Origin of the sequence: Treponema pectinovorum (assembly GCF_900497595.1) — a bacterium.
Lineage (GTDB): Bacteria > Spirochaetota > Spirochaetia > Treponematales > Treponemataceae > Treponema_D > Treponema_D pectinovorum.
Genome location: NZ_UFQO01000002.1, coordinates 406,632 through 431,371, shown reverse-complemented (window position 1 = coordinate 431,371; position 24,740 = coordinate 406,632). Strand labels below are relative to the sequence as shown.

The 24,740-nt window shown below is 36.9% G+C and carries 24 protein-coding genes; 9 read left to right on the top strand and 15 right to left on the bottom strand.

Features of this window, described 5'->3' with window-relative positions; translation table 11 throughout:
* Positions 1 to 154 precede the first annotated feature (154 nt).
* From FXX65_RS04310 to FXX65_RS04300, 3 genes are all read left to right on the top strand, one after another.
* On the top strand, positions 155 to 1,036 hold the full coding sequence (locus FXX65_RS04310; protein ID WP_187116214.1) for an alpha/beta hydrolase: 882 nt from the start codon (positions 155 to 157) through the stop codon (positions 1,034 to 1,036).
* 9 nt (positions 1,037 to 1,045) lie between these two features.
* Positions 1,046 to 1,888, top strand: coding sequence for an undecaprenyl-diphosphate phosphatase (locus FXX65_RS04305; protein ID WP_147615245.1), 843 nt, complete (start codon positions 1,046 to 1,048; stop codon positions 1,886 to 1,888).
* Between the two features lie 394 nt (positions 1,889 to 2,282).
* Entirely contained in the window at positions 2,283 to 4,214 is a 1,932-nt protein-coding gene (locus FXX65_RS04300) for a M3 family oligoendopeptidase (RefSeq protein ID WP_147615244.1), read from the top strand.
* A gap of 77 nt (positions 4,215 to 4,291) precedes the next feature.
* On the opposite strand, the gene FXX65_RS04295 is transcribed toward FXX65_RS04300, so the two are convergent.
* Both FXX65_RS04295 and FXX65_RS04290 read right to left on the bottom strand, forming a co-directional pair.
* Positions 4,292 to 5,179 carry a 1-acyl-sn-glycerol-3-phosphate acyltransferase gene (locus FXX65_RS04295; protein WP_147615243.1) on the bottom strand — a complete coding sequence of 296 codons (888 nt, stop codon included), beginning with the start codon at positions 5,177 to 5,179 and terminating at the stop codon, positions 4,292 to 4,294.
* A 114-nt stretch (positions 5,180 to 5,293) separates the two neighbouring features.
* The gene (locus tag FXX65_RS04290) at positions 5,294 to 5,536 is read right to left on the bottom strand and encodes a hypothetical protein (protein ID WP_147615242.1); all 243 of its coding nucleotides are present in this window, start codon (positions 5,534 to 5,536) and stop codon (positions 5,294 to 5,296) included.
* 20 nt (positions 5,537 to 5,556) lie between these two features.
* Between FXX65_RS04290 and FXX65_RS04285 the strand changes: the two genes are divergently transcribed.
* Positions 5,557 to 6,243, top strand: a complete 687-nt coding sequence (locus FXX65_RS04285) for a M15 family metallopeptidase (protein ID WP_147615241.1) — start codon at positions 5,557 to 5,559, stop codon at positions 6,241 to 6,243.
* Here FXX65_RS04285 and FXX65_RS04280 read toward each other — a convergent pair.
* Both FXX65_RS04280 and FXX65_RS04275 read right to left on the bottom strand, forming a co-directional pair.
* Positions 6,158 to 8,233, bottom strand: a complete 2,076-nt coding sequence (locus FXX65_RS04280) for a heavy metal translocating P-type ATPase (protein WP_147615240.1) — start codon at positions 8,231 to 8,233, stop codon at positions 6,158 to 6,160. The genes FXX65_RS04285 and FXX65_RS04280 overlap by 86 nt on opposite strands.
* Positions 8,234 to 8,310: 77 nt before the next feature.
* Complete coding sequence (locus FXX65_RS04275) at positions 8,311 to 8,607, bottom strand: ArsR/SmtB family transcription factor (protein WP_147613572.1); 297 nt, start codon at positions 8,605 to 8,607, stop codon at positions 8,311 to 8,313.
* Between the two features lie 199 nt (positions 8,608 to 8,806).
* Between FXX65_RS04275 and FXX65_RS04270 the strand changes: the two genes are divergently transcribed.
* Positions 8,807 to 10,762: an ABC-F family ATP-binding cassette domain-containing protein gene (locus FXX65_RS04270; protein WP_147615239.1), complete on the top strand. Its 1,956-nt coding sequence runs from the start codon at positions 8,807 to 8,809 to the stop codon at positions 10,760 to 10,762.
* 48 nt (positions 10,763 to 10,810) lie between these two features.
* Positions 10,811 to 11,212, top strand: coding sequence for an acyl-CoA thioesterase (locus FXX65_RS04265; protein ID WP_147615238.1), 402 nt, complete (start codon positions 10,811 to 10,813; stop codon positions 11,210 to 11,212).
* Between the two features lie 140 nt (positions 11,213 to 11,352).
* Here the strand turns inward: FXX65_RS04265 and FXX65_RS04260 are convergent, their stop codons facing one another.
* The 4 genes from FXX65_RS04260 to FXX65_RS04245 form a co-directional block, all read right to left on the bottom strand.
* Entirely contained in the window at positions 11,353 to 12,051 is a 699-nt protein-coding gene (locus tag FXX65_RS04260) for an SIMPL domain-containing protein (protein ID WP_147613568.1), read from the bottom strand.
* 108 nt (positions 12,052 to 12,159) lie between these two features.
* Complete coding sequence (gene rpsU / locus FXX65_RS04255) at positions 12,160 to 12,366, bottom strand: 30S ribosomal protein S21 (RefSeq protein ID WP_147613567.1); 207 nt, start codon at positions 12,364 to 12,366, stop codon at positions 12,160 to 12,162.
* Between the two features lie 633 nt (positions 12,367 to 12,999).
* Positions 13,000 to 13,392, bottom strand: a complete 393-nt coding sequence (locus FXX65_RS04250; protein ID WP_187107420.1) for a flavodoxin domain-containing protein — start codon at positions 13,390 to 13,392, stop codon at positions 13,000 to 13,002.
* Between the two features lie 153 nt (positions 13,393 to 13,545).
* Entirely contained in the window at positions 13,546 to 14,274 is a 729-nt protein-coding gene (locus tag FXX65_RS04245) for an IMP cyclohydrolase (RefSeq protein ID WP_147615237.1), read from the bottom strand.
* A 186-nt stretch (positions 14,275 to 14,460) separates the two neighbouring features.
* On the opposite strand from FXX65_RS04245, the gene FXX65_RS04240 reads away from it, so the two are divergent.
* From FXX65_RS04240 to FXX65_RS04230, 3 genes are all read left to right on the top strand, one after another.
* Positions 14,461 to 16,752 (top strand): methyl-accepting chemotaxis protein, encoded by a 2,292-nt coding sequence (locus FXX65_RS04240; protein ID WP_147615236.1) that lies wholly within the window; start codon positions 14,461 to 14,463, stop codon positions 16,750 to 16,752.
* 15 nt (positions 16,753 to 16,767) lie between these two features.
* The gene (locus tag FXX65_RS04235) at positions 16,768 to 18,375 is read left to right on the top strand and encodes an NAD(P)/FAD-dependent oxidoreductase (protein WP_147615235.1); all 1,608 of its coding nucleotides are present in this window, start codon (positions 16,768 to 16,770) and stop codon (positions 18,373 to 18,375) included.
* Positions 18,376 to 18,452: 77 nt separating this feature from the next.
* A complete protein-coding gene (locus tag FXX65_RS04230; protein ID WP_147615234.1) occupies positions 18,453 to 18,767 on the top strand; it encodes a hypothetical protein in 315 nt (104 codons plus the stop codon).
* Positions 18,768 to 18,801: 34 nt separating this feature from the next.
* Here FXX65_RS04230 and FXX65_RS04225 read toward each other — a convergent pair whose 3' ends face one another.
* The 7 genes from FXX65_RS04225 to FXX65_RS04195 all read right to left on the bottom strand — a co-directional run bounded on the left by FXX65_RS04225 (position 18,802) and on the right by FXX65_RS04195 (position 24,715).
* A complete protein-coding gene (locus FXX65_RS04225; RefSeq protein WP_147615309.1) occupies positions 18,802 to 19,554 on the bottom strand; it encodes an amino acid ABC transporter ATP-binding protein in 753 nt (250 codons plus the stop codon).
* Positions 19,555 to 19,598: 44 nt separating this feature from the next.
* Positions 19,599 to 20,261, bottom strand: a complete 663-nt coding sequence (locus FXX65_RS04220; RefSeq protein WP_147613561.1) for an amino acid ABC transporter permease — start codon at positions 20,259 to 20,261, stop codon at positions 19,599 to 19,601.
* Positions 20,262 to 20,422: 161 nt separating this feature from the next.
* Positions 20,423 to 21,217 carry a transporter substrate-binding domain-containing protein gene (locus tag FXX65_RS04215; protein ID WP_147615233.1) on the bottom strand — a complete coding sequence of 265 codons (795 nt, stop codon included), beginning with the start codon at positions 21,215 to 21,217 and terminating at the stop codon, positions 20,423 to 20,425.
* Between the two features lie 329 nt (positions 21,218 to 21,546).
* A complete protein-coding gene (locus tag FXX65_RS04210) occupies positions 21,547 to 22,605 on the bottom strand; it encodes a S66 family peptidase (protein ID WP_147615232.1) in 1,059 nt (352 codons plus the stop codon).
* A gap of 20 nt (positions 22,606 to 22,625) precedes the next feature.
* Positions 22,626 to 23,210 (bottom strand): cytidylate kinase-like family protein, encoded by a 585-nt coding sequence (locus tag FXX65_RS04205; protein ID WP_147615231.1) that lies wholly within the window; start codon positions 23,208 to 23,210, stop codon positions 22,626 to 22,628.
* Positions 23,211 to 23,313: 103 nt separating this feature from the next.
* A complete protein-coding gene (locus FXX65_RS04200; protein WP_147613557.1) occupies positions 23,314 to 24,054 on the bottom strand; it encodes an amino acid ABC transporter ATP-binding protein in 741 nt (246 codons plus the stop codon).
* Positions 24,041 to 24,715: an amino acid ABC transporter permease gene (locus tag FXX65_RS04195; protein ID WP_147613556.1), complete on the bottom strand. Its 675-nt coding sequence runs from the start codon at positions 24,713 to 24,715 to the stop codon at positions 24,041 to 24,043. The genes FXX65_RS04200 and FXX65_RS04195 overlap by 14 nt, the downstream gene beginning before the upstream one ends.
* Positions 24,716 to 24,740 lie beyond the last annotated feature (25 nt).

The following is a 24,740-nucleotide window of genomic DNA, read 5'->3' as shown; positions in this document are numbered from 1 at the left end:
CGCAATTTTTCGCACAATTTTTATTGATAAAAAAACTGCAATAGTATATCTTATTGCCAAGTTAAACAAAGTAATAAAGTTTTACAAAAGGGTCACTTTTTCTCCTCCTTCAAGTGATCCTTTTTCTTTTTTAAACAATCTGTATAATCTTAATATGTTGCATGAAAAAATAGAATTCTCGTCGCTTTCAAAGGCAGATTTAGTTCCATTCATACTTGAAAAAAAATCAACAGAAAAAAATCCATTCATATTGGTAGTTCCCGGCGGTGGCTATAATCATTACGGGAAAAAAGAGCAGGACATAATTGCAGAGCACTGGAATAGTTTGGGTTTTTCATCTGCGGTTTTGCATTATACTTTGGAAGATTTTTCATTTATAAAAGCGTTAACGGATCTGGCATTGGCGGTCGCTTTTATACGGAAGAATGCTCAAAAATGGAACATTGCAGACGATAAAATATTTTTGTGCGGTTTTAGCGCCGGAGGTCATCTTTGTGCCTCGCTTGGTGCATATTGGAAAACTCCACTTTTTAAAAACCTCTTTTTAAACGGCGAGACAATTGAACAAAACGATATTTATCCAAATGCGCTCTGCCTTTGCTATCCAGTTATTTCCACAAATTCTCGAATTTGCCACAAGGGTTCTGTTCTTAAACTTACAGAAAATCTTAGCGAAGCTGAAGCAGAAAAAATCCTGAATCTCATAGAAAAAACAAAATCGCAAAAGCAGAAAATCAACGACGAGCCTTATTTAAAAAGGATAAAATCAGCATTCTCGTTAGAAAAAAATGTAAATTCAAATTTTCCAAAAACTTTTATGTGGCACACACTTCAGGACAAATCTGTTCCTGCGGAAAATACGCTGCGTTTTGCAAATGCACTTGCAAAAGCAAAAATCACTTTTGAATATCATCTTTTTACGCAAGGTGAACACGGACTTTCGCTTGCACAAGGAACACCAGCAGAATGTTGGAGTCAAATGTTCGTCAACTGGATTCAATCAATAGAAAAACAAAATTCAAATAACGCAAACTAGGAGAAATAAATGTCAATTTTACAGTCAATTTTTTTAGGAATTCTTCAAGGAATAGCGGAATTTCTTCCAATAAGTTCAAGCGGACATTTAAAACTTGCACAAACGCTTTTTAATTTGCAGGATGTTCCGCTTTTGTACGATATAATCCTTCACCTTGCAACTTTGCTCGCAGTTATTCTCTATTTTAGAGTAAAAATTGCAAAACTTTTTGTGTGCCTGTTCCGCTGGATTTTAAAAAGGAATGAAAATCGCATAACCGACGGAACCGACCTGCTTTCCGGCTCAGATTATTTAGGCAGAAAATCAATCGTAGCGATAATATGCACAACTTTTGTAACAGGAATAATCGGCATTTTTACAAGCAAATTGATTCCAGATATGCCAATTTCTTATTCCTGCATAGGATTCTTAATAACCGCATTGCTTTTAATTTTTAGCGGAATAAAACAGAAAAAATCTTCATCAAACGAAATCTCAAAAAATGGAATTTCAATTCCGCAATCGCTTTTTATAGGTCTAATGCAGGGAATCGGAACTTTGCCAGGAATAAGCCGCTCTGGTTCAACGATTGCAGGCGCACAATTTGCAGGAGTAGACAGGGCGACCGCAGGCGAATTTTCATTTATCGTGAGCATTCCGGCAATTTTAGGCGCCTTTGTCTTAGAAGCAAAAGATTTAGGGCAAGTAGGCAGTTCGATTGGTATATTGCCAGTCGCAGCGGGATTTGTTTCGGCCTTTGTTTTTGGATATTTTTCGCTTTCTGTTTTGATGAAATTGATAAAACGCGGAAAGCTTGAATGGTTTGCCGCATATTTGATTCCGCTCGGAATTTTAGGACTAATTTTTTTCTAAAAAATTTCAGAATTTAAAATTAAAAAATTCGTTTTTAATAGGCTCTAAATTTTTCATTTTTAGATTCGATAATTGGGCGACTTTTGCTGCACTTGCGTTTCGCAAAAACACGCTTTGCAGGGCTACGCCTTACGGCTTCGAACAAACGCACGGCAAAAAATAAAAAGCCGTGCCTTTGTTTTCGCTTGCGCTCACCCTTCCAATCGTTGTCGCACACGGAGGTGCTACATACAATAAAATGCCGACAGTTTTGCAAAAAACTGTCCGTTTAATAAAAACACGGACGTTTTTATTAAACTCCAATAGTTGTCGCACACACACGGATGTTCACTAGTAAATCGCTATATCAAAAATCCTGTTTTTACCCGTTTTTTTATGCTAAAATTAAACTGTTATGAATGAACTGAATTCTCCAAGATGGAATCTCGATTCTATTTTTCCTTCAATCGAAAGCCCAGAATACAAGCAAGCACTCAACGATTACACAACTGGAATGGAACGCTTAGAAAATCTTTTGCATACCTCGCACGGTTTTAACTTTAGTTTCTGGTTAAAAGGCTATCTTGAACAAGAAGAAAAAGTTTTGATTCTCGCAAAAACTTTACATGCTTATTCTTACATAATTTATTCTGTAGATACTACAAATACCGCATTTTTAAACAACATCGCTTTTATTGACGAACTATCTTTGCGTTTAAAAAAAATCGATTTTGAATTTAAATCTCGCCTCGTAAAAAATTCAAAAAAGTTGGAAGATTTTTTTACGCGATTTCCTCAATTTAAAGAACACAAATTCATTCTGGAAGAAAAAATTGCAGAAACAAAACACAGAATGTCCTTAAAAGAAGAAGAACTTGCCTCAAAACTACAGCGAACTGGCGGAGATGCCTGGGACCGCCTGCATGAACAGTTAATTTCAAACTTAAAAGATGAAAGCGGCAAAACTTTTAACACTTTAAGAAACGATGCCTATTCATCAGACCCGATTTTAAGAAAATCATCATACGAAAAAGAACTTGCGCTTTTAAAACAACACAAAATCGCATTCGCTGCCTGTTTAAACAATTTAAAAGGCGAAACAATAGCTTTAAATTCAAAAAGAAAATGGAAAACAGCCCTCAATCGCTCCCTTTTTGCAAGTCGGCTAGATAAAAAAACTTTGACCGCACTTATAAAATCGATAGAAAAAAGTCTGCCACTTTGGCGCAAATATTTTTTGACAAAGGCAACTTTTCTAAAAAAGAATGCGCTCACGGCAAGCACTGCAACAGATTCAAATGGCAAAACCGCAAAGGGATTGGCATTTTACGACTTGTTTGCACCGCTAGACTTTTCTGCAAATAAATCAAACAAATCGCAATTAATAGATGAAAAAATCAATGCGGCAGAAATCCAAGAAAATAATCTAAATCAATCAACCAGCGAGGAAGAAACTAAAAACGCATCTCCTCTTTCAAAAACATGGACTTTTAAAGAGGCTCGCACTTATATCATTTCTCGTTACGAAAGTTTTAGTCAGGAAATGGGAAATTTTGCACGGCGAGTTTTTGCTGAAAACTGGATAGATGCCGAAGTTCGACAGGGTAAAGTCGGCGGAGCATACGACGAAGATTTTGCACTCGGTCATCAAAGCAGAATAATGACAAACTTTACTGGCGCATTTAGCGATGTTATAACTCTCGCTCATGAAATTGGGCATGCGTTTCATTTTTATTGCCTTCGCGGAAAACCAGCAAGTTTCTTCAATTATCCAATGACGCTCGCAGAAACTGCTTCGACCTTTGCAGAAACAATCGTAAAGCAGAGCATGCTAAAAGAATGTTCCCAAATCGAAAAATTGCAACTTTTAGACATGGACTTGCAGGATGCAGGACAGGTTTTGGTGGATATTTTATGCAGATTTTATTTTGAAAAGAGCGTTTTTGAACAGCGTACAAAAGGCGAATTAAGTGCAGAAGATTTTTGCACTTTAATGAAAGATGCACAACAAAAATCCTACGGCAAAGGTTTAAATTCTGAACGCCACGAATACATGTGGGCTGTAAAAAGCCATTATTATTCAACCGATTTGGATTTTTATAATTTTCCTTACGCTTTTGGTCAACTTTTTGCAGCAGGACTCTATCAAAAATATTTAAAAGAGGGCGAATCTTTTGCCAAGACTTACAAAAACCTTTTGAGCAATACTGGAAGCATGAAAAGCGAAGCACTGTGTGCTTTGGCAGGCTTTGATATTTCTACAACAGATTTTTGGAATTTGGGAATAGAAATGTATCAGAAAGAAATTGAAGAATTTTGTGATTTAGTAAAAAAGGCGACAGACTAAATATTTGCAAGTCCATCGCCTCTTATCACTTATGTGAAATTTTTCCGCTCATAACAAAAGAGCGGATTTTCATTTTTTTAATCCTTTATTTCGTTGTGCTGTTTTTCAAGATATTCCATAACGTGATCAATCATAGCCTGCTTTGGATCCGGGCAGTCGGCAGGGAGAGTTTCTAAAAATTCCTTTCGATAAGGCTTACATTCAATAACAGGACTCGCTTTGTATATGCACACCGCAGGAGCACATTCATCTGCAAGCATGTCGCTCATATTGTCTGGATTAAATTTTAAAATCATTCCGTTTATCGAAACCAAAATCATAACATCGAACATTCTAAGATAACTGTCTATCTCTTTTAAGCCACGCTTTGTTTCTGGTTTTCCTGGTCTATAGCGAGTTCCTGACGGAAAAACCAAAATCGCTTCGCCGTTGCGCTTACATTTATCCATTGCATGCATCGCCGCAAGATTTATAGCGCGTGCTTTTTTTGTTTCGGCTTCTATATCTTCCTTAGATTTTGCTTTTTCGGAAGCGGAATCCAACGAGCGTGTCGGGTAAATTACAACACGAGTAAAGCTTTCTGCAAAGGCGCGCACCATTGGATCAGCTTCGTTCAACTTCATTCCGGCAATCGCAACAACTCTTTTGCCAAGTTCGCGACAATCTTCATCATCAGAATTTTCCAAAAGCCAAATAAGCCCAGGCAAATCTGTATTTGCATAATGCTCCATTAGTATGAGCCCGCTTTTGCCAGACTTTATTGCAGCTAAAAATTGCTTGTAATTTTCAATTCCTTCAAGACGGCTCCCTTCTGCCATATTTTCTGAAATAAGGGTATCCATTATTTTTTTTGTCTGTGGATTTGCTTTTTGATAAACATTTGTTGCATCAATTTTTGCAGCAGCATGCGACATTGTTGCCATCTGCTTAAAATACTCTCCGTAGCGTTCACGAATTGAAGCCATTTTTTCCTCTCAAAAACAACGGGCAGGTATAAACCTCATCCCTGATGATTATCTTTTTTTAAGTTTAATTTTTACATAAGGATTTTGCAAGCACACAAAGCCAAAGCAAAATTTTTAAGGATTTAAAAGTTCCAAAGATTCTATCGAATACGAAAGTGGCGAAATTCCAAGCATTGCATTGTTGACGAGTTCGCCATAAGAATAAAAAAGTTTTACAGGAAGATTTTCTTCGCCAAAGCTTATCGCATTTTTTCCAGAATCATCTAGCGTATAGCCCAGACGAAATTTCCGCCCTCTGTATAAAAATTCCATCTCTTTTTTTAATTCAACATTTTTTCTAAAAACAAGTTCTTGCATTCTGTTATGATTATAACGCAATGAAAAAATTATTGATATTGTGCGCATGTTTTTTAGTTATTAAACCAATCTTTTGTCAAAATTTAGAAAAGATTAATGATGATGAATTGAATATCGAAAAAGAATTTTATACGAGTGAGATAAGCGATTCTCTGTTTTTTAAAATGCTCGGAAAATCCTACAAAAAAGATTGTACCCTACCGCGCAAAGAATTGGTGCACGTGCACATTCTGCACAAAAATTTTAGTGGCGAAACGCAACGCGGAGAATTGGTTGCCAACAAAAAAATTGCAGATAAACTTTTGAACATTTTTAAGGAACTGTATCTTGCTTCCTATCAAATAGAAAAAGTTCACTTGATTGACGAATACGGCGCAGATGATGAAAAAAGTATGCAGGACAACAATAGTTCCTGCTTTAACTTTAGGTTTATATCTTTTACAAAAATAATTTCTTCACACGGCAAAGGGCTCGCTATCGATATAAATCCTCTTTACAATCCATACGTAAAAAAACTGAACGGTCGAGTAAATGTCGAGCCAAAAACCGCTCAAGAATACACAGACCGTTCAAAAGATTTTCCTCACAAAATTACTCGCAAGGATTTAGCCTATAAAATTTTTACAAAGTATGGTTTTGTTTGGGGCGGCGACTGGCAGGGCGTAAAAGACTACCAGCATTTTGAATTCGAAGAGAATTTAAAATAGCAAGAAAGCAAACTCCAACATCGCCAAACACTGCAAACCAAAGATTTGTAATGCCAAATGCTCCAAGCCCCATTATCAAACCCTTTATCAAAAGGCTAAAGACAATATTTTCTTTTACTATAAGCATCGCTTTTTTGCTCAACTTTATGGCAAGAGGCAGCCGGCTTGGCTTGTCGTCCATTATTACAACGTCGGCCGCTTCTATTGCAGCATCGCTTCCTAAAGCACCCATTGCAACGCCAACATCTGCTGTAGCAAGAACAGGGCTGTCATTTATTCCATCGCCAACAAAGATTACACTTCCAAAAGATTTTTTTGCCTTACCCTCGTCGATGATACCTTTTACGATATGTGCTTTGTCTTCTGGCAAGAGTGATGAAAAAACTTTTTTTATTCCAAGATTTGAAGCAATCGCATTTGCCGCTTTAGCTCCATCTCCAGTTAGCATGACAATTTCTTTTACGCCGATTTTTTTAAGACCCAAAATTGCATCTTTTGAATCGTCTTTTATTTCATCGCTTATTACAATGCTTCCCAAATATTTTTTATCTTGGGCAATGTGTACAATAGTTCCAAGAATTTCGTTCTTTAACCTTTCTGTTACATCTTTAGGAATTTCTACACCTTCGTTCAAAAATAATTTTTCGTTTCCGACCATAACCGCCTTTCCGTCGAGGTTAATCTTTATTCCCTGTCCGCTTTTTTCAAAAGGATCTTCTTTTACGCAATTCTCGCAGCAAGAGTTGTCCAGACCCAATGCGGAATTTCGCAAAAAGTGAGAATTCTTTAGGGATTTAGAAATTGGATGCGTAGAAAAATATTCTGAATGTGCAGCCAGAGCGAGAAGTTCATCTTCGCTAACACCTGCCTGAGTAAAAATTTTTGTAACGCAGAAAGTTCCCTTTGTTAGAGTTCCAGTTTTATCAAAAACCGCAGTTCGTGCTTTTGAAAGTGCTTCGATAAAAGTGCTTCCTTTTACCAAAATTCCGCCTGCACTTGCACAGCCTATCGCAGAAAAAAATGAAAGTGGCACAGAAATTACGAGCGCACATGGGCAGCTCACAACCAAAAACATCAAAGCGCGATATATCCAGCCATTCCAGCCAATTTCAAAAAAGTATTCTGAAGAAATCATTTTTAGTGCAAACGGAATTATAAGCCCAACAAAAACTGCTCCAATGCAGACGATTGGTGTGTATACTTTTGCAAACTTAGTAATGAATTTTTCGCTCTTGGCTTTTACTTCTGTCGCCTTTTGCGTTAATTCCAAAATTCTGCTTATTGCACTTTGCGAATAAGGTTTTGTAACCTTTAGCCTTACAACGCCTTCCTGATTTACAAAGCCTGCCAAAACTTCACACTGTGCTTCCGCCATTCTCGGAACGCTCTCGCCTGTCAAAGCAGATGTATCCATAAATGAAGAACCTTCCACAACTACGCAATCCAAACTGACTCTTTCGCCGGGCTTTACTTCGATTATTTCACCAACTTTTACATCTTCCGCCCTTACCTCAACAAGTTTTCCCGCTCTAAAAACAAATGCTTTATCGGGTCTTATATCCAAAAGTGCAGAAATTGAATCGCGACTTTTATCCACCGCATAATCTTGAAAAAACTCTCCAATGTTGTAGAAAAGCATTATTCCAACCGCTTCGCCAAGTTGCCCGATAAAAATTGCACCAATCGACGCCAGAGCCATCAAAAACTTTTCATCAAAAATTTCGCCTTTAAAAATATTTTTTATGGCAGATTTTATGACTTCCTTTCCAGAAATTATAAAAGCTACAAAATACAAAGCAAGATAAATCGCCTTGTGCAAATCAAAAGAAGTCAAAATTGGCGTAGCAGTGAGCATCCCCTTTATAAAGGCAACATGCTCAACTAGTAGCCCCAAAACAAAAAGAAAAAGAGAAATTAAAATCTTTTTTAGAGTGATTTCTTCACCTTCTTCGTCTTCTTCCACTTCTAAAAAAATTCCTTCATCACTCATAATTACCTCCGATAACAGATTGAATAAACGTTCGCTCCAAAAATGTTTTTTTTGCGAACTTCCAACTATCAAAAAACTTAGTTTTCAGAAATGTGTTCTATTCCCTGGCTCAAAATAGAAAGGACATGGGAATCGTCCAAAGCGTAATAAATCTGTTTGCCCTCGCGTCTACCACGCACAAGTTTATTATCTTTTAAAATTTTTAATTGATGACTTATTGCACTGTCCGTCATTCCAAGATTTAAAGCCAATTCGCCAACTGCTTTTTCGCCATTATAAAGGGCAAACAAAATCCTTATCCGCGTAGAATCACCAAAGATTTTAAATAGTTCTCCTAAATCGATAAGGGTATTTTCGTCTATATCCTCTATCATCTCTTGTGAAACCTCCTTTTAACATCTGCGTTCCATTGACTACAAAATAAACTTCCAATTTTAGAGATTTTACACTTGAACATTTGAACAATCATTCAAATATATTTTATCTTACCGCCCCTTTTTTGCCATGTCAACAAAAATCATAGAATTTGCTACACTAAAATTCGTAACTCGCAAAACGCATAAAGGAAAACCAATGAACATCTTGTCAATAAACAATCTTGCAAAAATGGGAAGAGAAAGCCCGCTTTTTTCCGGAATAAGTTTTGGAATGGAAGAAGGCGACAAGGCGGCAATAATCGGTCGCAACGGCAGCGGCAAATCAACCCTACTTGCTACAATCGCAGGAATTTTGCAGGCGGACGAAGGAAATGTAGTTATAAATAAAGATTGTGGCGTGAGTTTTTTAAGTCAAAATCCAGTTTTTAAAAACGAAGACACAATTCAAGAACACATATTTCAATCGCAAAGCCCAAAATTAAAAAAAATCCGCGAATACGAAGAACTTTGCGTCGCAATGGAAAACGGCTTTACAAAATCGCATCAGGAAAATTTTGAAAAATTAACGCTCGAAATGGAAAAAAGCGATCTTTGGAATTACGAAGCTCAAGTACGTTCTGTTTTAAGCACGCTCGGAATAAAAGATATGAGTCGAAAGATGAAAACTCTTTCTGGCGGAATGCTAAAAAAAGTAGCACTTGCACAGGTTTTGGTAGAAGACACAAAACTTCTTTTACTAGACGAGCCCACAAACCATTTAGACATACAGACAATAACATATCTGCAAAAATATTTGCACGAAACAAAGCGTGCAGTTTTAATGGTAACCCACGACCGCTATTTTTTGGACGCGGTATGCAAAAACATCTACGAATTAAACAGAAAAACTCTAAAACTTTATGAAGGAAATTATTCCTCATTTTTGCAAAAAAAAGAGTTAGAAGCGCAGATAGAAGAAAACACAGAGCGCCGCATTGAATCCGTTTTGCGAGTAGAACGCGAATGGCTTATGCGAGGTCCACAAGCACGGGGAACAAAAGCAAAAGCACGCATACAAAGAGACAACGCACTTATAAACCGCGAAAAATTTAGTCAAGATAAAGGCTTTACTTTTGAAGTAGAAGGCAGAAGGCTTGGTGGCAAAATCCTAGAACTGCATTCAATTTCCAAAAATTATCCAAAAGGCTACACTGGCGAAAAAGAAATTGGAGCGAAAAATTTTACCCCGGTCCTAAAAAATTTTTCATATAAATTTAAAAAAGGCGAAAAAATCGGAATAATCGGAAACAATGGCTCTGGCAAAACAACTTTCCTAAACATAATAACAGGCAAACTTGCAAGCGACAGTGGCAGCGTAGAAAAAGGCGAAAACACCTTCATAGGTTACTACGAGCAAAATCCAACCTTTAGCGATTTAAGCCTTACGGTCCTCGACTATATAAAAGAAGTTGCGGAAGTCGTACACCGCAACAACGGCAAAGATTTAAGCGCATCTCAATTTTTAAAGGAATTTGGCTTTGAAGGAAAAATTCAGCACTCAATGCTTTCTACACTTTCTGGTGGCGAGCGAAAACGGGTATTTTTGGTCAGGCTTTTAATTTCAAATCCAAATTTTTTGGTTTTAGACGAACCCACAAACGACTTCGACATCTTTACAATGAACATCTTAGAGCAATTTTTGCTCGAATATTCTGGTTGCCTCCTAATCGTAAGCCACGACCGCTATTTTATGGACAAAATTGCAGACACGCTTTTTATAATGGAAGACGACGGCAGCGTTTCCGGCTTTGTAGGCAAATGCTCCGAATATTTGGAATTAAAAAAGAAGGAGGGGGAAGCGTTGCAGGCGCAAAAGAAAGAGGTCTCCCCCTGCGCGCCCACTTCGTTGGTCGCTACCCCCTCTGCGGAGGACACCCCCGCAACGCCCCCGTTACAAACAAAACCACGCAAACGCACTTTTAAAGAGCAAAAAGAATTTGAACTTTTAGAAGAGCAAATATTAAACGACGAAGAAAAAAAGAAAGAATTGGAAAATCTAATGGCAAGCCAGAATTATGAAGTATCGCGCAAAGCAGGCGAAGAATACACCACAATAGAAAAAAGACTTCAAACTTCTTATGAGCGCTGGAGTGAACTTGCAGAACTTTCGTAATTCAAAGTTTGCATATAGAACGCGGTTTGTGCTACAATTTTTTTCGCTATGAAAGTAATTACAAATTTAAAGGTTCGCCCATACGAGTGCGATTCCTACAATCATGTGAACAATGCGGTTTATTTAAACTATTTAGAAACAGCAAGAATGGATTTTTTAGAAAAAATCGGCTTCAAATACGATGAACTTTTTAATGCAGGCTACTATCTTTTTGTAACACATGTGGATATTCACTACAAAGTTTCTGCAAAAATGCACGAAGAATTAGAAATTCAAACAAAGCCAGTAAAAATGGGTGCAGTTTCTGGAACAATGCATCAGATAATAAAAAAGCCAGATGGACAGATAAGTGCAGAAGCAGACGTTACCTGGGCTTGCGTAAATAAAGAAGCTAAACCTTCAAAAATACCACAAGAGTTTATGGTCGAGGGGCTCAAACCTGAAAAATGAATAGAACTTGGCTAAAACCGCATTTTAAACCGCAGAATTTTTTAGGTCATATTCCAACTTATAAGCTACAACCATTATTGCCCTCATATTTAATAACAGAAAGATTGAAAAACTTTTAATCGGTAAAGGTTAATCTATTTTTAGTCTTTTAAAATATAAACAACTGTAGTTACAACACGAACATTTTTGCGTTCTTCAAGTCCTTCTGCTGCATTTTCAATCGTGAAAAGCCCTTGAGTTGCAGATTTTATTTTGCCAACTTTGCTGCCAGAATCTTTTGCAAACTGCTCTGCTCCTGCCCTTGCACTTTGGGTTGCAGATGCAATCATTTCTGGTTTTATTTCATTTAAGCGAGTAAATTCATAGGTAACGTGATTATCATAATCTGAAGAAACAGAAATTCCTTTGCCTATGAGTTTTAAAGTATCGCTGGAAGCTTCTTTTACTTCTTTTATCTTTTGAGTTCTTATTAAAAGAGATTGCTTTGCGATGTAGTTGTAAGTTCTTCTCGAAGGGTCTGTATAAAGGCTCATCGAAGCATCGTTTATTTCTGGCGCAAGAACAGAAAAATCGGCATCTTCAAGCCCATGATTTTTTAAATATCCAGTTACAATTTTTGTTTTTTCTGAAATTTCTTTTTCTAGCGAGATTAAATCGTTTGCACCAACGGAAAAAGCGATTTTCCAAACGGCAAAATCTGCATCAACTTCTTTTTCCGAAAAACCACGAACAGAAACAGTGCGTTCTTCGCGAGCGATGTTGCTAAAACCTACGCTCAGAATAAAACACCCAAGCAAAAAAGTGATGCAGGATATAAAAATGACAAATTTTTTATTCATATAATCTCTCCTTTTATTAACAAATTTTACAAGGCTCACAAATCTGTTAACAATTCCATTTTCTGTATAAAGAATAAAACCCTCCAAATTAAGGAAGGTTTCTTGAAACTAGTAATCTTTCTTTTCAGATTTAATCTTTTTGTTAAGAAGTTTACGCTCCAATGTTGTTTTCTTCTGGTGATTTGTGGCAGAAGGCTTTACATAATATTCACGAAGTTTATACTCGCGGATAATTCCTTCTTTTTCAACCATTCTCTTAAAACGTTTTATTGCTTTTTCAAGGTTTTCTGAATCGTCTACTACTATAGTTGCCATTATAAATTCACCTCCTTTCTTCGGCTGTTCCGATAAGTTTTTTAAGGATATAGAATTTTCTAAATGAAATCAAGAGAAAGGAAAATCCGGTACAATTTGTGCGACAACGATTGGAAGGGTGAGCGTAGCGAAAACAAAGGCACGGCTTTTTAATTTTACTTGCCGTGCCTTTGGTCGAAGCCGGAAGGCGTAGCCCTGTAAAGCGTGTTTTTGCAAAACGAAGTGCAGCAAAAGTCGCCCAAATAACAAAAATCAAAAATGTTCTAGAATAAAAACTGGTATTTCAAAATTGCCTGCAAATTATTTGTACAATTCATCTTGATAATTTTCTGGATAGGACGAATCGACGGTTTCGCAAAGGTATGGTGTTATGACAGTTAGCCCGAAGCCGAAAACAGATTTTAAGCAAAAGACGCTGTAGATTCAACCATTTGAAATAAAAACGAATACCTTAAATAAAATTCGTGGAGAAATATCAAAATATCGATTTTTGAAAATTCACCTATAGAGGTTTGGAAATGAAAAACTTAAAAAAAATGCCTGTAACATAAAGGAAACCCCTCATATTACAGACATTTATAGCCTATTTGGTTAATAGGAAATATAAAAACTCTCTCAAACTTTTTTAAATTTCTAGTTTAAAAGCTTTTTAACTTCTTCCAAAGATTCATCGCTTGGAGCAAGCTGAGCCATTACAACTCCTTTTACAGTTGCACCAGCGGCTGTAACTCTGTCAGACCAGTCTCTGAACATCTGTCCGTCGCCCCAGTCGTATGAACCAAAAAGTCCTACAGTTTTACCGCTCAAACTTCCTTCGATTGAAGAAAAGAATGATTCCATGGAATCTTCCAACTGCTCTGCTCCCATAACAGGACTTCCAAGCAGAATTAAATCTGCTGCCAAAACTTCATTTGCATCAGCGCTATCTGCTGTGCTGAAATATGAATCTGGTGCGGACGCTTTTAAAGCATTTGCAAGTTGTTCCGTATTACCAGTTGTTGTTGCATAAACAATCGCTACTTTCATAATTTTCTCCTGATAAAAATATGGTGACAGACGCCTTAAGAGAAACAGTCAGAACTTTCAGCATCTGTCACCAAGAGGTACACTGCGTTAGCACTCGCTAACTTCGGTGTTAGCATAATCTAACTTATCTCTTATGTCAATCACTTTATTAATTTATTTATTTTTATTTATTATTTTTTCTTCAAATTTGCCAGTTTCTATATCTATAAATCTTACAAAAAGGCTTACTTTGTTTTCTTCGTTAAGGCTTTTCCAAATCATATTTGAAAAATCATCTATATCGCCGTTAATTTCAATCAAAACTGGCTCTCCTTCAAAAGAAGGCAGTGGCTCTCCATTCGACATATAAGTGTGAATAAATCTTCCTTCGCCCCTTACAGGATTGTCGTAAGTGTAAGTAAAGCGGAGTGTATTTTCTGGATTGCCGTTATCGCTCTTTAAAATTGAAATTGCGTAATCAAATTTTTTATCTTCGATTTTTAATAGAGAAGAAATCCTTGGCGTAAAGTTAGGTGAGTCGTGTTCGTATTTTCTTGAACGCAAGGATTCTTCAAAGCTTTTTCCGTTTTTTAAGCCTTCATAAATAGTGTCTGTCTGGTCGCCATTTGTTACAATCGTATAATTTTTAAACTGCCGCATCGCAGCATAGATTATGAGGCTTGGGTCTCCAGCAATCAAAGATGGGTCGAAAGCTTTTGTCCTGACAACTTCTTGTCCGTCTTCGTTTTCTACAACAAATATTCTATTGCGACTTCCTTTGCTTCTGCCCATTGTCCAATATGCGCTTACGGCGTGCTTTCCGTCTTTGCTAAGTCCTGCCACTATTCCACGGCCAGGGTAGTCATTTGCTTTTAAAATTTCGTCTAAACGAATAACTTCCATATGAACTCCTTGTTTTTGCAAGTCAAAATGCTTTATCTTCAAATTGTAAAATCATTATCCCTACAACATAAAATTTTTTCAATACAACAAAATTTTTAGTTATCTTATGCTAGCCTTCTTTATACATCTGCGTTTTTAAACGACAATGTTGAAAGTGGAGAGTCCACAAACACTCTGGAGAATTACATGTCATTAAAAGGAAGTAAAGAGAATACCAGTCAGTTAAAACAAAATGAGAAAAGTTTAGAATTTGAAAATTTATTGCCAACAAAAGACAATGCGCCAAACGACGACATAAAAATCGATTCCAAAACGAGCGAGCAAAATCGCTCCTTTAATGCAAATGAATTAAAACGACAGCAAAGCCTTACGAAAATCAATTTAAAAAACCGAAAGAACAAAATGGCATTTAAATTTGCAGTGGTTCTTTTAGTTCTGCTCATTTTTTCATTTTCTGCGCTTTCTTTTATACTCACCCATTCAATTTCAAAAGATAACATAGAAACTTACGCACAATTTACAACTTCGCTAGTTGAACAAACAGCAGACGGCATTACATATTGGCTTGAAGGATTTTTTAAAGATTTTGGAATTTTTACAAATTCGCAAGAATTTAAAAGCGGAGACTTTTATTCTGCCACAGATTATCTTCAAAAAAATAAACAGCTGATTGACCCCAATTTTGAATTTATGGGATTTGCAGATGTAAACGGCTTTATGATTGATTCCAACGGCAACAAGAGCGACATTTCTTCGCAAAAATTTTTTACAGCAATCCAGACTTCCGGAAAATCAAAATACATATCGGATCCGATGCCAGCCTTAGACGGAATAGGATACATATTTTACATAGCCATTCCAGTAACCAATGCAAACAATGCTTTTTGTGGCGTTATGGTAGGAGCACTTCCTTTAAGCAAGATTAACTATCAGGTAACGCAAAATTTTCTTACAAAAACAGGGATTACTTATGCAATCGATTCTAAGGGGAACATAATCGCTCATACAGAAGAATCAAAAATAATGAAAAACTTTTATTCTATGAGCGAAGAAGAATCTGGCTTTATAGGATATAAATCTTTAACCGAAAAAATGCTGCTAAGTCAAACTGGAAGTGCAATCGTAAAAAATACTAATAACGATACGCAAAACTATGTCTTTTATTGTCCGATAAATCACACAGAATGGTCTCTTGCAATTTCTATAACCGAAGAAGAAATAAATGCCACAGCAAAAAAAAGCGGTTTTGAAATTATCACTTTTTGTATAATCATTGCCGTTTTGCTGATGATTTTTACTTCTGTTTATATGACATTTTTAGTTCATCCGCTTACAGATTTAAAAAAATCGATAACAGAGATCGCTTCTAGAGATGCAGACCTTACAAAAAAAATTAAAGTCAGAACAAAGGACGAAGTTGGTGACGTTGTAACAGGATTTAACACTTTTACAGAAAACCTACGAGGGATAATAAGCCAAATAAAAGATTCAAAAGATGAGCTTTCGATGATTGACTCCAAAATGGTTGCCACAGCAAAAAGAACTCGCTCTTCTATAAACGACATAATTTCGAACATTCAAAATGTAAGCGAAAAAATTAAGATGCAGAGTTTGTCTGTAGAAGAAACCGCAGAAAAAGTCGATAAAATCACCTCAACAATAGAAGATCTAAATTTACTTATAGAAAATCAATCTTCTGGAGTTACACAGGCAAGTGCCGCAGTTGAACAGATGCTTGTAAATATCCTTGCAGTAACTCGCAATACCGAAAATATGGTTTCTTCCTTCCGCGAACTTGAGCAAAATACGATAACAGGAATTGAAAAACAAAACATTGTCGATGAGCAGATTCAAAAAATAAAAGACCAGAGCAAAATGCTGATGGAAGCAAACAAAGTCATTTCAAAAATCGCGAACGAAACTAATCTCCTTGCAATGAATGCTTCAATAGAGGCAGCACATGCTGGTTCTGTCGGTAGCGGCTTTTCTGTTGTTGCAGATGAAATTCATAACCTTTCAGAAAATTCCAGCAAACAGTCACGGCGCATACGCGATGAACTTAAAATGATTCAAGAATCTATTGAAAGCGTTGTAGCAACTTCTTCACAAGCAAAAGAATCTTTCCATGCGGTAACTACAAAAATTCAACAGACAGACCAGATTGTTCTGCAAATAAAAAGCGCAATGGAAGAAAGCGAAATTGGAAGTCGCCAAATAACTGAAGCCCTAAAGATGATGAATATTTCGACTTTTGATGTACGAAATGCATCCAGCGATATGTCCGACGAAAATGCAGGAATCTTAAATCAAGTAAAACAGTTGCAAGAGGCGACAGAACATATAAAAGCGAGTGTAAACAGCATGACCGATTCTGCAAACCAGATAAATGACAATGGGCAAACACTGTCTGCTATTTCAGAAAAAATGGAGAAATCAATTTATCAAATAGCCTCGCAGATTGATTTATTTAACGTTTAAACTATAATTGGCTGCATGACTTGTGAAATTTCAATCACCCTCACTCCAGATGAAGAAAATGATGACGCAAAAATAAATGCGGAAATAAAAAAAGCGCTGGTTCAGCAAAAAGTTGAAACCTCTGGGCAAAAAATTACGCCTGTATTCATAAAAAAATCGATTGATGCTCGCCGCTCGCAAATAAAACTTTTAATGCGATACAAAGTTTACATTGGAGAAGAACCCGAAGACGATTTCTCTCCATCTTTAAATTGGAAACACGCAGAAAGCAAACACAAAGTTATAATCGTAGGATCTGGGCCTGCGGGACTTTACGCGGCTTTTCGTCTTTTTGAAGAAGGAATTAAACCTATAATCATTGAGCGCGGAAATCCTACAAAACTTCGAGCAAAAAATATCAAAGAACTTGAAACAGAAGGTTTTTTAGACGAAGATTCAAATTTTTGTTTTGGGTCAGGTGGAGCAGGAACTTTTTCCGATGGAAAATTGTATACGCGCTCAAACAAACGTGGCGACATCTATAAAATCTACAAAATCTTTGTTGAATTTGGCGCACCCCCAAATATTTTAACAGATGCTCATCCTCACATCGGAACGGATAAATTGCCAGAAATCATCGACGCAATGGAAAAAAAGATTGTAGAACTAGGTGGCGAAATCCATTTTAATACTCTGTGCACAGATCTAATTACAGAAAAAAAATATTCTTTAAAAGCGGTAGGTGTAAAAACAAAAAATTTGGAAACGGGCAAAGAAGGAGAGATTTTTGCAGATGCAATAATCCTTGCAACCGGACACTCTGCTGAAGACATATATAAAATGCTTGCAAAAATAGAACCTTCGGCTTTAGAAGCAAAAACTTTTGCCGTAGGAGTAAGAGTTGAGCATCCGCGTAACATAATAGACGACATTCAATTTCATGGACAACAAATGCCACAGGCCGCAGAATACAGGCTTACCGCACAAATTGAAGGCCGCGGAGTTTACAGTTTTTGTATGTGCCCAGGAGGATATGTCGTTCCCTGCGCAACAAAAAAAGATCAGATTGTGGTAAACGGAATGAGTTCTTCTGGCAGAAATAGCAAGTGGTCAAATGCTGCAATAGTTACAGAACGCAGACCAGAAGACATACCGCAAAGTTTTGTTGACGAAGCAACAGCCAACGGCTGCCCTGCACTTGCCGGTTTGTACTGGAGAACTTGGCTTGAAAATTTGACCTTTAAAAACGGAAACGGACAATTTGCACCCGCACAGCGCTTAACGGATTTTTTAAACGAGACAGATTCTAAAACTTTGCCAGAAACAAGTTATAGACCAGGAGTTGTATCTAGCCGTTTGGATAAATGGCTACCAAAGGACATAAAAAATCGATTGCAAGAAGCGTTTAGGGAATTTAATCAAAGTATGAAGGGCTTTATCTGCGACGAAGCGCTTTTAATTGCAAGCGAAACCAGAACAAGCACTCCTGTAAGAATTTTACGAGACAAGCAAACTTTAGAATGCACAAAAATAAAATCCCTGTATCCGTGCGGAGAAGGCAGCGGATATTCAGGTGGAATAGGAAGTTCTGCGATGGACGGCGAAAAAGTTGCAAGTGCTGTAATCAATTCTCTAAAAAAATAATTGACATTCATCTTTTTTCTGCAATACTTAATCCATAAAAATCTGCGACAAAATTTTATTTTTGAAGAGAGGAAAAGATGAAGCACTGCATTCTTGTAAAATTCATTCCAGAAATATCTAAAAAACTCGAAAATTCATTTATAGAACAGATTCAAGACATATTTAACGGAACTACTGATATAGACGGCGTTCACTATGTAAAGATTTTTAAGCGATGTATAAACCGCGACAACCGTGCAGATATTATGATAGAAATCGATATGGATAAAAATTCTTTAGAAGAATTTGACCAAAGCGACGCTCACCTTATATGGAAGCGCGAATACAGCAGATTCATTGTAGAAAAGACAATTTTTGATTTTGAAGAAGGCAAACCTTTCCCTAAGTTTTAGAAAAAGCAAATATTTTGCCTGCAAAACACAAGGCTTATAGCACAGATTTTAAAAACTGTCGAAGGCGTTCAGATTTTGGATTGTTAAAAATTTCTTCTGGAGTTCCAACCTCCGCAACTTTTCCGTCTTCCATAAAAACAACCCTGTCTGCAACTTCACGAGCAAACCCCATTTCATGCGTTACAACAATCATAGTCATTCCATCTTCTGCAAGTTTTTTCATTACAGAAAGGACTTCGCCTACAAGTTCGGGATCCAACGCACTAGTTGGTTCATCAAAAAGCATCATTTTAGGTTCCATAGCAAGAGCTCTGGCAATGGCAACTCTCTGTTGTTGACCACCAGAAAGTCTACTAGGGTATTCCTCCGCTTTAGACTCAAGCCCAACCATTGCAAGAAGTTTTAAGGCTTTTTGTCTTGCTGCCTCTTTATCGGTTTTTGCAACGTGAATAGGCGCAAGCATCACATTTTCCAAAACGGTCTTATGCGGAAAAAGATTAAACCTCTGAAAAACCATTCCCATTTCGAGCAAAACCTTACTTCGTTCTTTTTTGTGCATTTTGAACTTACAAACGCCGTTTTCAAATTCATCTAAAAGCTGGTCGCCAACAAAAAGTTTGCCGTTATCAATGTGTTCAAGATGATTTAGAGTGCGAAGATATGTAGATTTTCCGGCACCAGATGGGCCTATGATGCAAACAACTTCTTTTGGAGCAATTTCAAGACTTACGTTTTTTAGAACTTCTAAACTTCCAAAATTTGTGCATATATTTTCAGTTTTTATCATGCTCATTTTTATGTCCTTTTATCAAAAAGTTTATTCAATTCTTATTATTCGTAAGTGCTGAATTTTTTCTCAGTTTTGTTGAAGACTACAGAGAAAACTGCGGTTATTATGAGATACAAAATCATAGCAGGAAGATAAACAAGCTCGTTTCCAGAACTTGAAGCGATACTTCGCGTTATCTTTGTTATATCTTCCAAAGCAATCAAAGAAACCAAAGATGCGTCTTTTAAAACCATTATAAATTCGTTCCCAATAGAAGGAATAAGCCGCCTTATTGATTGAGGGACTATGACAAGTGCCATTGTCTGAAAATAATTAAATCCCAAAACTTTGCTCGCTTCGTATTGACCTTTGTCAATTGACTGGATTGCAGCGCGAATGTATTCTGCCATGTAGGCTGCACTGTTTAAAGCAAAAGCGATAAAAGCCGCAAGGAATTTATTCCTTAAGGTAAGGGCTGGAAAAAGTTTTGGAAGTCCAAAATATAAAAAATAAAGTTGCATTAAAAGCGGAGTTCCACGAAAGAAAAAAATGTAAGCACTGCAAAACTTATTCAAAATTTTCTTTTTGGAAATTTTTCCCAAAGCCAAGAGCAAGCCACAAACTGTTCCAGCAGAAACCGCTGCCAAAGTTAGCAAAATAGTAATTTTAGCACCGTTCAAAAGTGCAGGAATCCAACCTATAATTTTAGTAAAGGCAGCGTCCATCAAAAAATCTCCAATTATATCTAAAACAATTTTAAAAACACAAAAATGATTTTAAAAGTGCCTTTTCTATTCTAATCCACCACAAAATATGGCAGATTAGAAATATAAGTTAAAAAAGTTACCAAAAACCAAAAACGCAAATCTTTATAATCGAAATTGATTTATTTTACTGCGATAAGATCCGCTCCAAAAATTTTCTTAGAAAGTTCAGAAAGAGTACCGTCAGCTGCAAGTTCTTTTAAAGCCTGATTTACTTTATCAACAAGAACTTTATTTCCTTTTTTTACTGCAACTCCAAAAAAGTCGTCAGCTTCCCCAACCCAAACACATTTAAATTTTGAATCTGGACCAAGATATGCAGCACTTACAAGGGCGTCAGAAATAACAACATCGCATCTGCCAAAAGCCAACTCATCGTATGCATTTAAAACTTTATCAAATTCGCAAGGTTCAAATTTTAAGCCTTTTGCTGCGAGTTTTTCCATAAAAAAGTCAGAAGTTGTTTCTGCCTGATAAGCAACTTTTAAGCCAGTTAAATCTTCTGGTTTTGAAACCGCCAATTTAGAATCTTTCTTTAAAATCAATGCTTGACCGTTTCCAACATAGGGCACAGAAAAATCCATAGAATTCTTGCGCTCGTCTGTTATAGTTGCCCCTGCGATTACAGCATCGTATTTATTGGTCTCTAGCCCCGCAAAAATTCCATCCCAAGCAGTGTCTATAACTTCCGCTTCTAAGCCCATTTTCTTAGCTAAAAGTTTTGAAAGTTCAACATCAAAGCCCATCGGAGTTTTTCCGTCTACATCGTAATATTCAAGAGGCGGGTAACCAATTTCCATACCAACCTTAAATAAACCCTTTTCAATCGTAAATTCGCCTTTTTCTGCCTTTTTAGAACAGCCAATAGTGCAAAGTGCAATCAAAGCCGCTCCTGCAAAAACTAAAACTTTTTTCATAATCCAATCCTCCTATGGAAAAACGAAAAAGGGAGCCGAAAAAAAATACCAGCATCCCCCCGTGAGAGTCAATTTTAATTTATATGCATAAAATGGTCAATAAAATTGCATATTTATACATTTTTTATTTTATTATGGAGCGCAAGGCTGTTCTCGACCTGCTCTTGCTCGCAGGAGCTCGCAACGATCAGGGCTAGGTTTTATTTTTATAACCTAAATTTTATTCTCGAAAGCAAATTTGCATTGGCTTAGGGATTGTAGCGGCGGCAAAGCCGTTGGCGCTTTGCGCCAATGGAGCGTTAGCGCAACCGCGAAAAGCCCGACCCGCTTTAGCGGGTAAGCCCCATTTCTATTTTAATATCGTTTCCCCGCACAAAAATTTTAGAGTCCGCACCAATCACCAGCGGAAAAACCGGATCTATATGTCCAAAGTCCGCATCTAAAACCAAAGGAACTTTTAAATCGCAAAGTGCGCCAGTTACCGCGTTATATTGATTTAAGCCAAAGATTTCCGCGTCAAAAGCCGCATACGGACGCCCAAAGATAAATCCCGCCGCATTTTTAAACCAACCGCTTTCTTTTAAATGCCACAACGCTCTTCTTATATCCATTGGATTTAAATCGCAACTTTCAAGCGCCCATATTATTTTTTTATGCTTTGTAACGAAGTTTTTTACACCGTCAAATCGAGTTCCGCTCAAGCCAACGATGCAGTCGAGGCAGCCGCCCAAAATTGTTCCGCTCATGAGCAAATCTCTATCGTTTTGGAGTGCTTGTAAAATTTTTGACTCGGCATCGCTTGGAACAAAAGTTTTGAGCGTTTTTTGCTCTGTTAAAATGTATGGCGAAAGTGGGTCTTGTATTTGGGCATTGGGATTTTGAAATTTCTCAAAACCAAAAACCGTATTTTTTTTGCCTTCTAAAATTTCAAAAGTGTCTTGCTCGCTTTTTTCCCAAGGTTTTCCAAATCCTGTTGCATTTTGTGCGTATATTGCACAAGTTTCGCAAAGGGTTACCAAAGGAAAAATAAAATTTGTATTGTCGCTATAGCCTACGAACCATTTGGGCTCGGCTTGTTTTAATGCGTAAAAATCTATGAGGCTCACAGTTTCGCACATCAATTCGCCGCCACCGCAACTGATTATCGCTTTTATTTTTGGGTCAAGATAGAAATCTGTTAATTCCTGTGCGGCTGTTTTTGGATTTGTAGAAATTCCAACACCATCAGAAAGGTAGCAGGTTTTCCCGACAATAACTTCATAACCACGCTCTTTGAAAATTTTTATAGCCTCGTTAAAACGTGTTATATAGGGTTCGATTGTTGCACCAAAACTTGGAGCAGTTATTGCGATTGTATCGCCTGGCTTTATGAATTTTGGAATTTTCATCTTATTCTTTTTTCAAAATTTTATTTACTTAGATTGACTATAAGTTTTACACAGTCATCAATTGAAATTTTAGATGTATTAAGACAAACATCATAATAACGACTGTCGCCAAATTCTGTATTTGTATAATAGGAACAATATTTGTGACGCATTTTATCTACCTTTTCTAATTCCTGCATTATTTTTGATTCTGCAACATCTTGCATTTTTTCTGCTTTAAGGCGATTTACCCTCCAATATACATCTGCATGAACAAAAATATGAAGAGCAGAGTCAAATTGGCTTAAAATTCTGTTAGCATTGCGTCCGACTATTACGCATTTTCCATGTTCTGCAATCTTTCGGATAACAGACTTTTGCGCTTCGAAAATCTGTTCGTTTACTGGAGTACTGTAAAAATCAAAAAGAGTTTGCGTAAAAGTGGAAAGAAAAGGTGCTTTTTCATCATTTTTAAGAACCTTTGCTATATCCATATTTATTTCGCTCGCAGCTTTTAGGATTATCCCTTTATCGTAGTATTCAAACCCGAGAATTTGAGCAACTCTTTTGCCGATTTCGCCACCGCCAGCGCCAAATTCGCGACTTATAGTTATTATCTTGTTCATAAGATTCTCCTGTACAAAAATTGCAACACAACTTTTTATGGAAAAGAGCAAAGCAATTTTGTGTTCTTCTTCATACTTTTATAAAAAGCGACACGAGTGACTTTTATAAAACTTTTTCCAAAAAACTCTTTGTACGTTCTTCTTTTGGATTTTTTAAAACCTGCTCTGCCGTTCCCTGCTCTACTATGTAACCACCGTCCATAAATAAAACCCTGTCGGCAACCTCGCGGGCGAACCCCATTTCATGAGTTACGACAATCATTGTCATTCCTCCATTTGCCAATTCTTTCATTACAGCAAGAACTTCCCCAACCATCTCTGGATCAAGAGCACTGGTCGGTTCATCAAAAAGCAAAACAGAAGGATTCATAGCAAGAGAACGTGCGATTGCAACTCTTTGTTTTTGTCCGCCAGAAAGTTGTTGAGGATGTGCATCTGCTTTTGTCTCAAGTCCAACTCTCTGTAAAAGTTTCATTCCATTGATTTTGGCTTCTTGCTTTGTCATTTTTTTTAATTCAACAGGAGCAAGCATAAGATTCTGGATTACAGTCTTGTTTGCAAAAAGATTGAAATGCTGAAAAACCATTCCAATATTTTCTCGAACTTTATTTAGGTTTATCTTTTTATCTGTTATGTCTTTGCCATCTACAATTATCTTTCCAGAAGTTGGTACTTCCAAATGATTTAAGCAACGCAAAAAAGTTGATTTTCCTGAACCACTGGGACCTATTATGCATACAACCTCGCCTTCGGTTATATCCAAAGAAATATCTTTTAAAACTTCTAGGTTCCCAAAAGTTTTACGCAAATTTTCAACATGAATTTTAATCTTATCGCTCGGCATTTCTTTTTAATCTCCTCTCTAAAGCTTTTGCAACTTTGCTCAAGGTTATTATGACAATCATATACATAACGCCAACAATTGCCCAAGTTTCCAAAGATTTAAAAGTGTTGCCGCTTATCGTTTTACCCATATTGGTAAGTTCGGGATATCCAATTACAGAAAGAATTGATGTATCTTTTAAGGTTATTATAAATTGATTTATTATTGAAGGAATCATCACTTTAAATGCCTGCGGTAATATGATTTTTCGCATCGTGCTAGAGTAAGAAAGCCCCAGACTTCGCCCTGCTTCCATTTGGCCAACATCAATTGATTCAATTCCTGCCCTAAAAATTTCTGCCATGTAAGCGCCGCAATTCATCGCCAAAGCGATTGTTCCGGCCTGCAAAGCTGGAAGTCTAAAATTATTTATACCTGCAAACCTAAACGCCTGTGGAACTCCAAAATAAATAAAATAAGCTAAAACTATTAAAGGAACTCCTCTAACAGCATCCACATAGACGGTACCCAAAGCATTAAGAAAACGATTATTGCTAACATTGCAAAGAGCAAAAATAAGCCCGATAACCATAGCAAAAACGAGCGCCCACAAACACAAGATAAGGGTGTATCCGAGTGAACGTAAAAGCATAAATGAATATACCTGAATAATAGACAGCATTCACCACTCCAAAAAAAAAATTCCA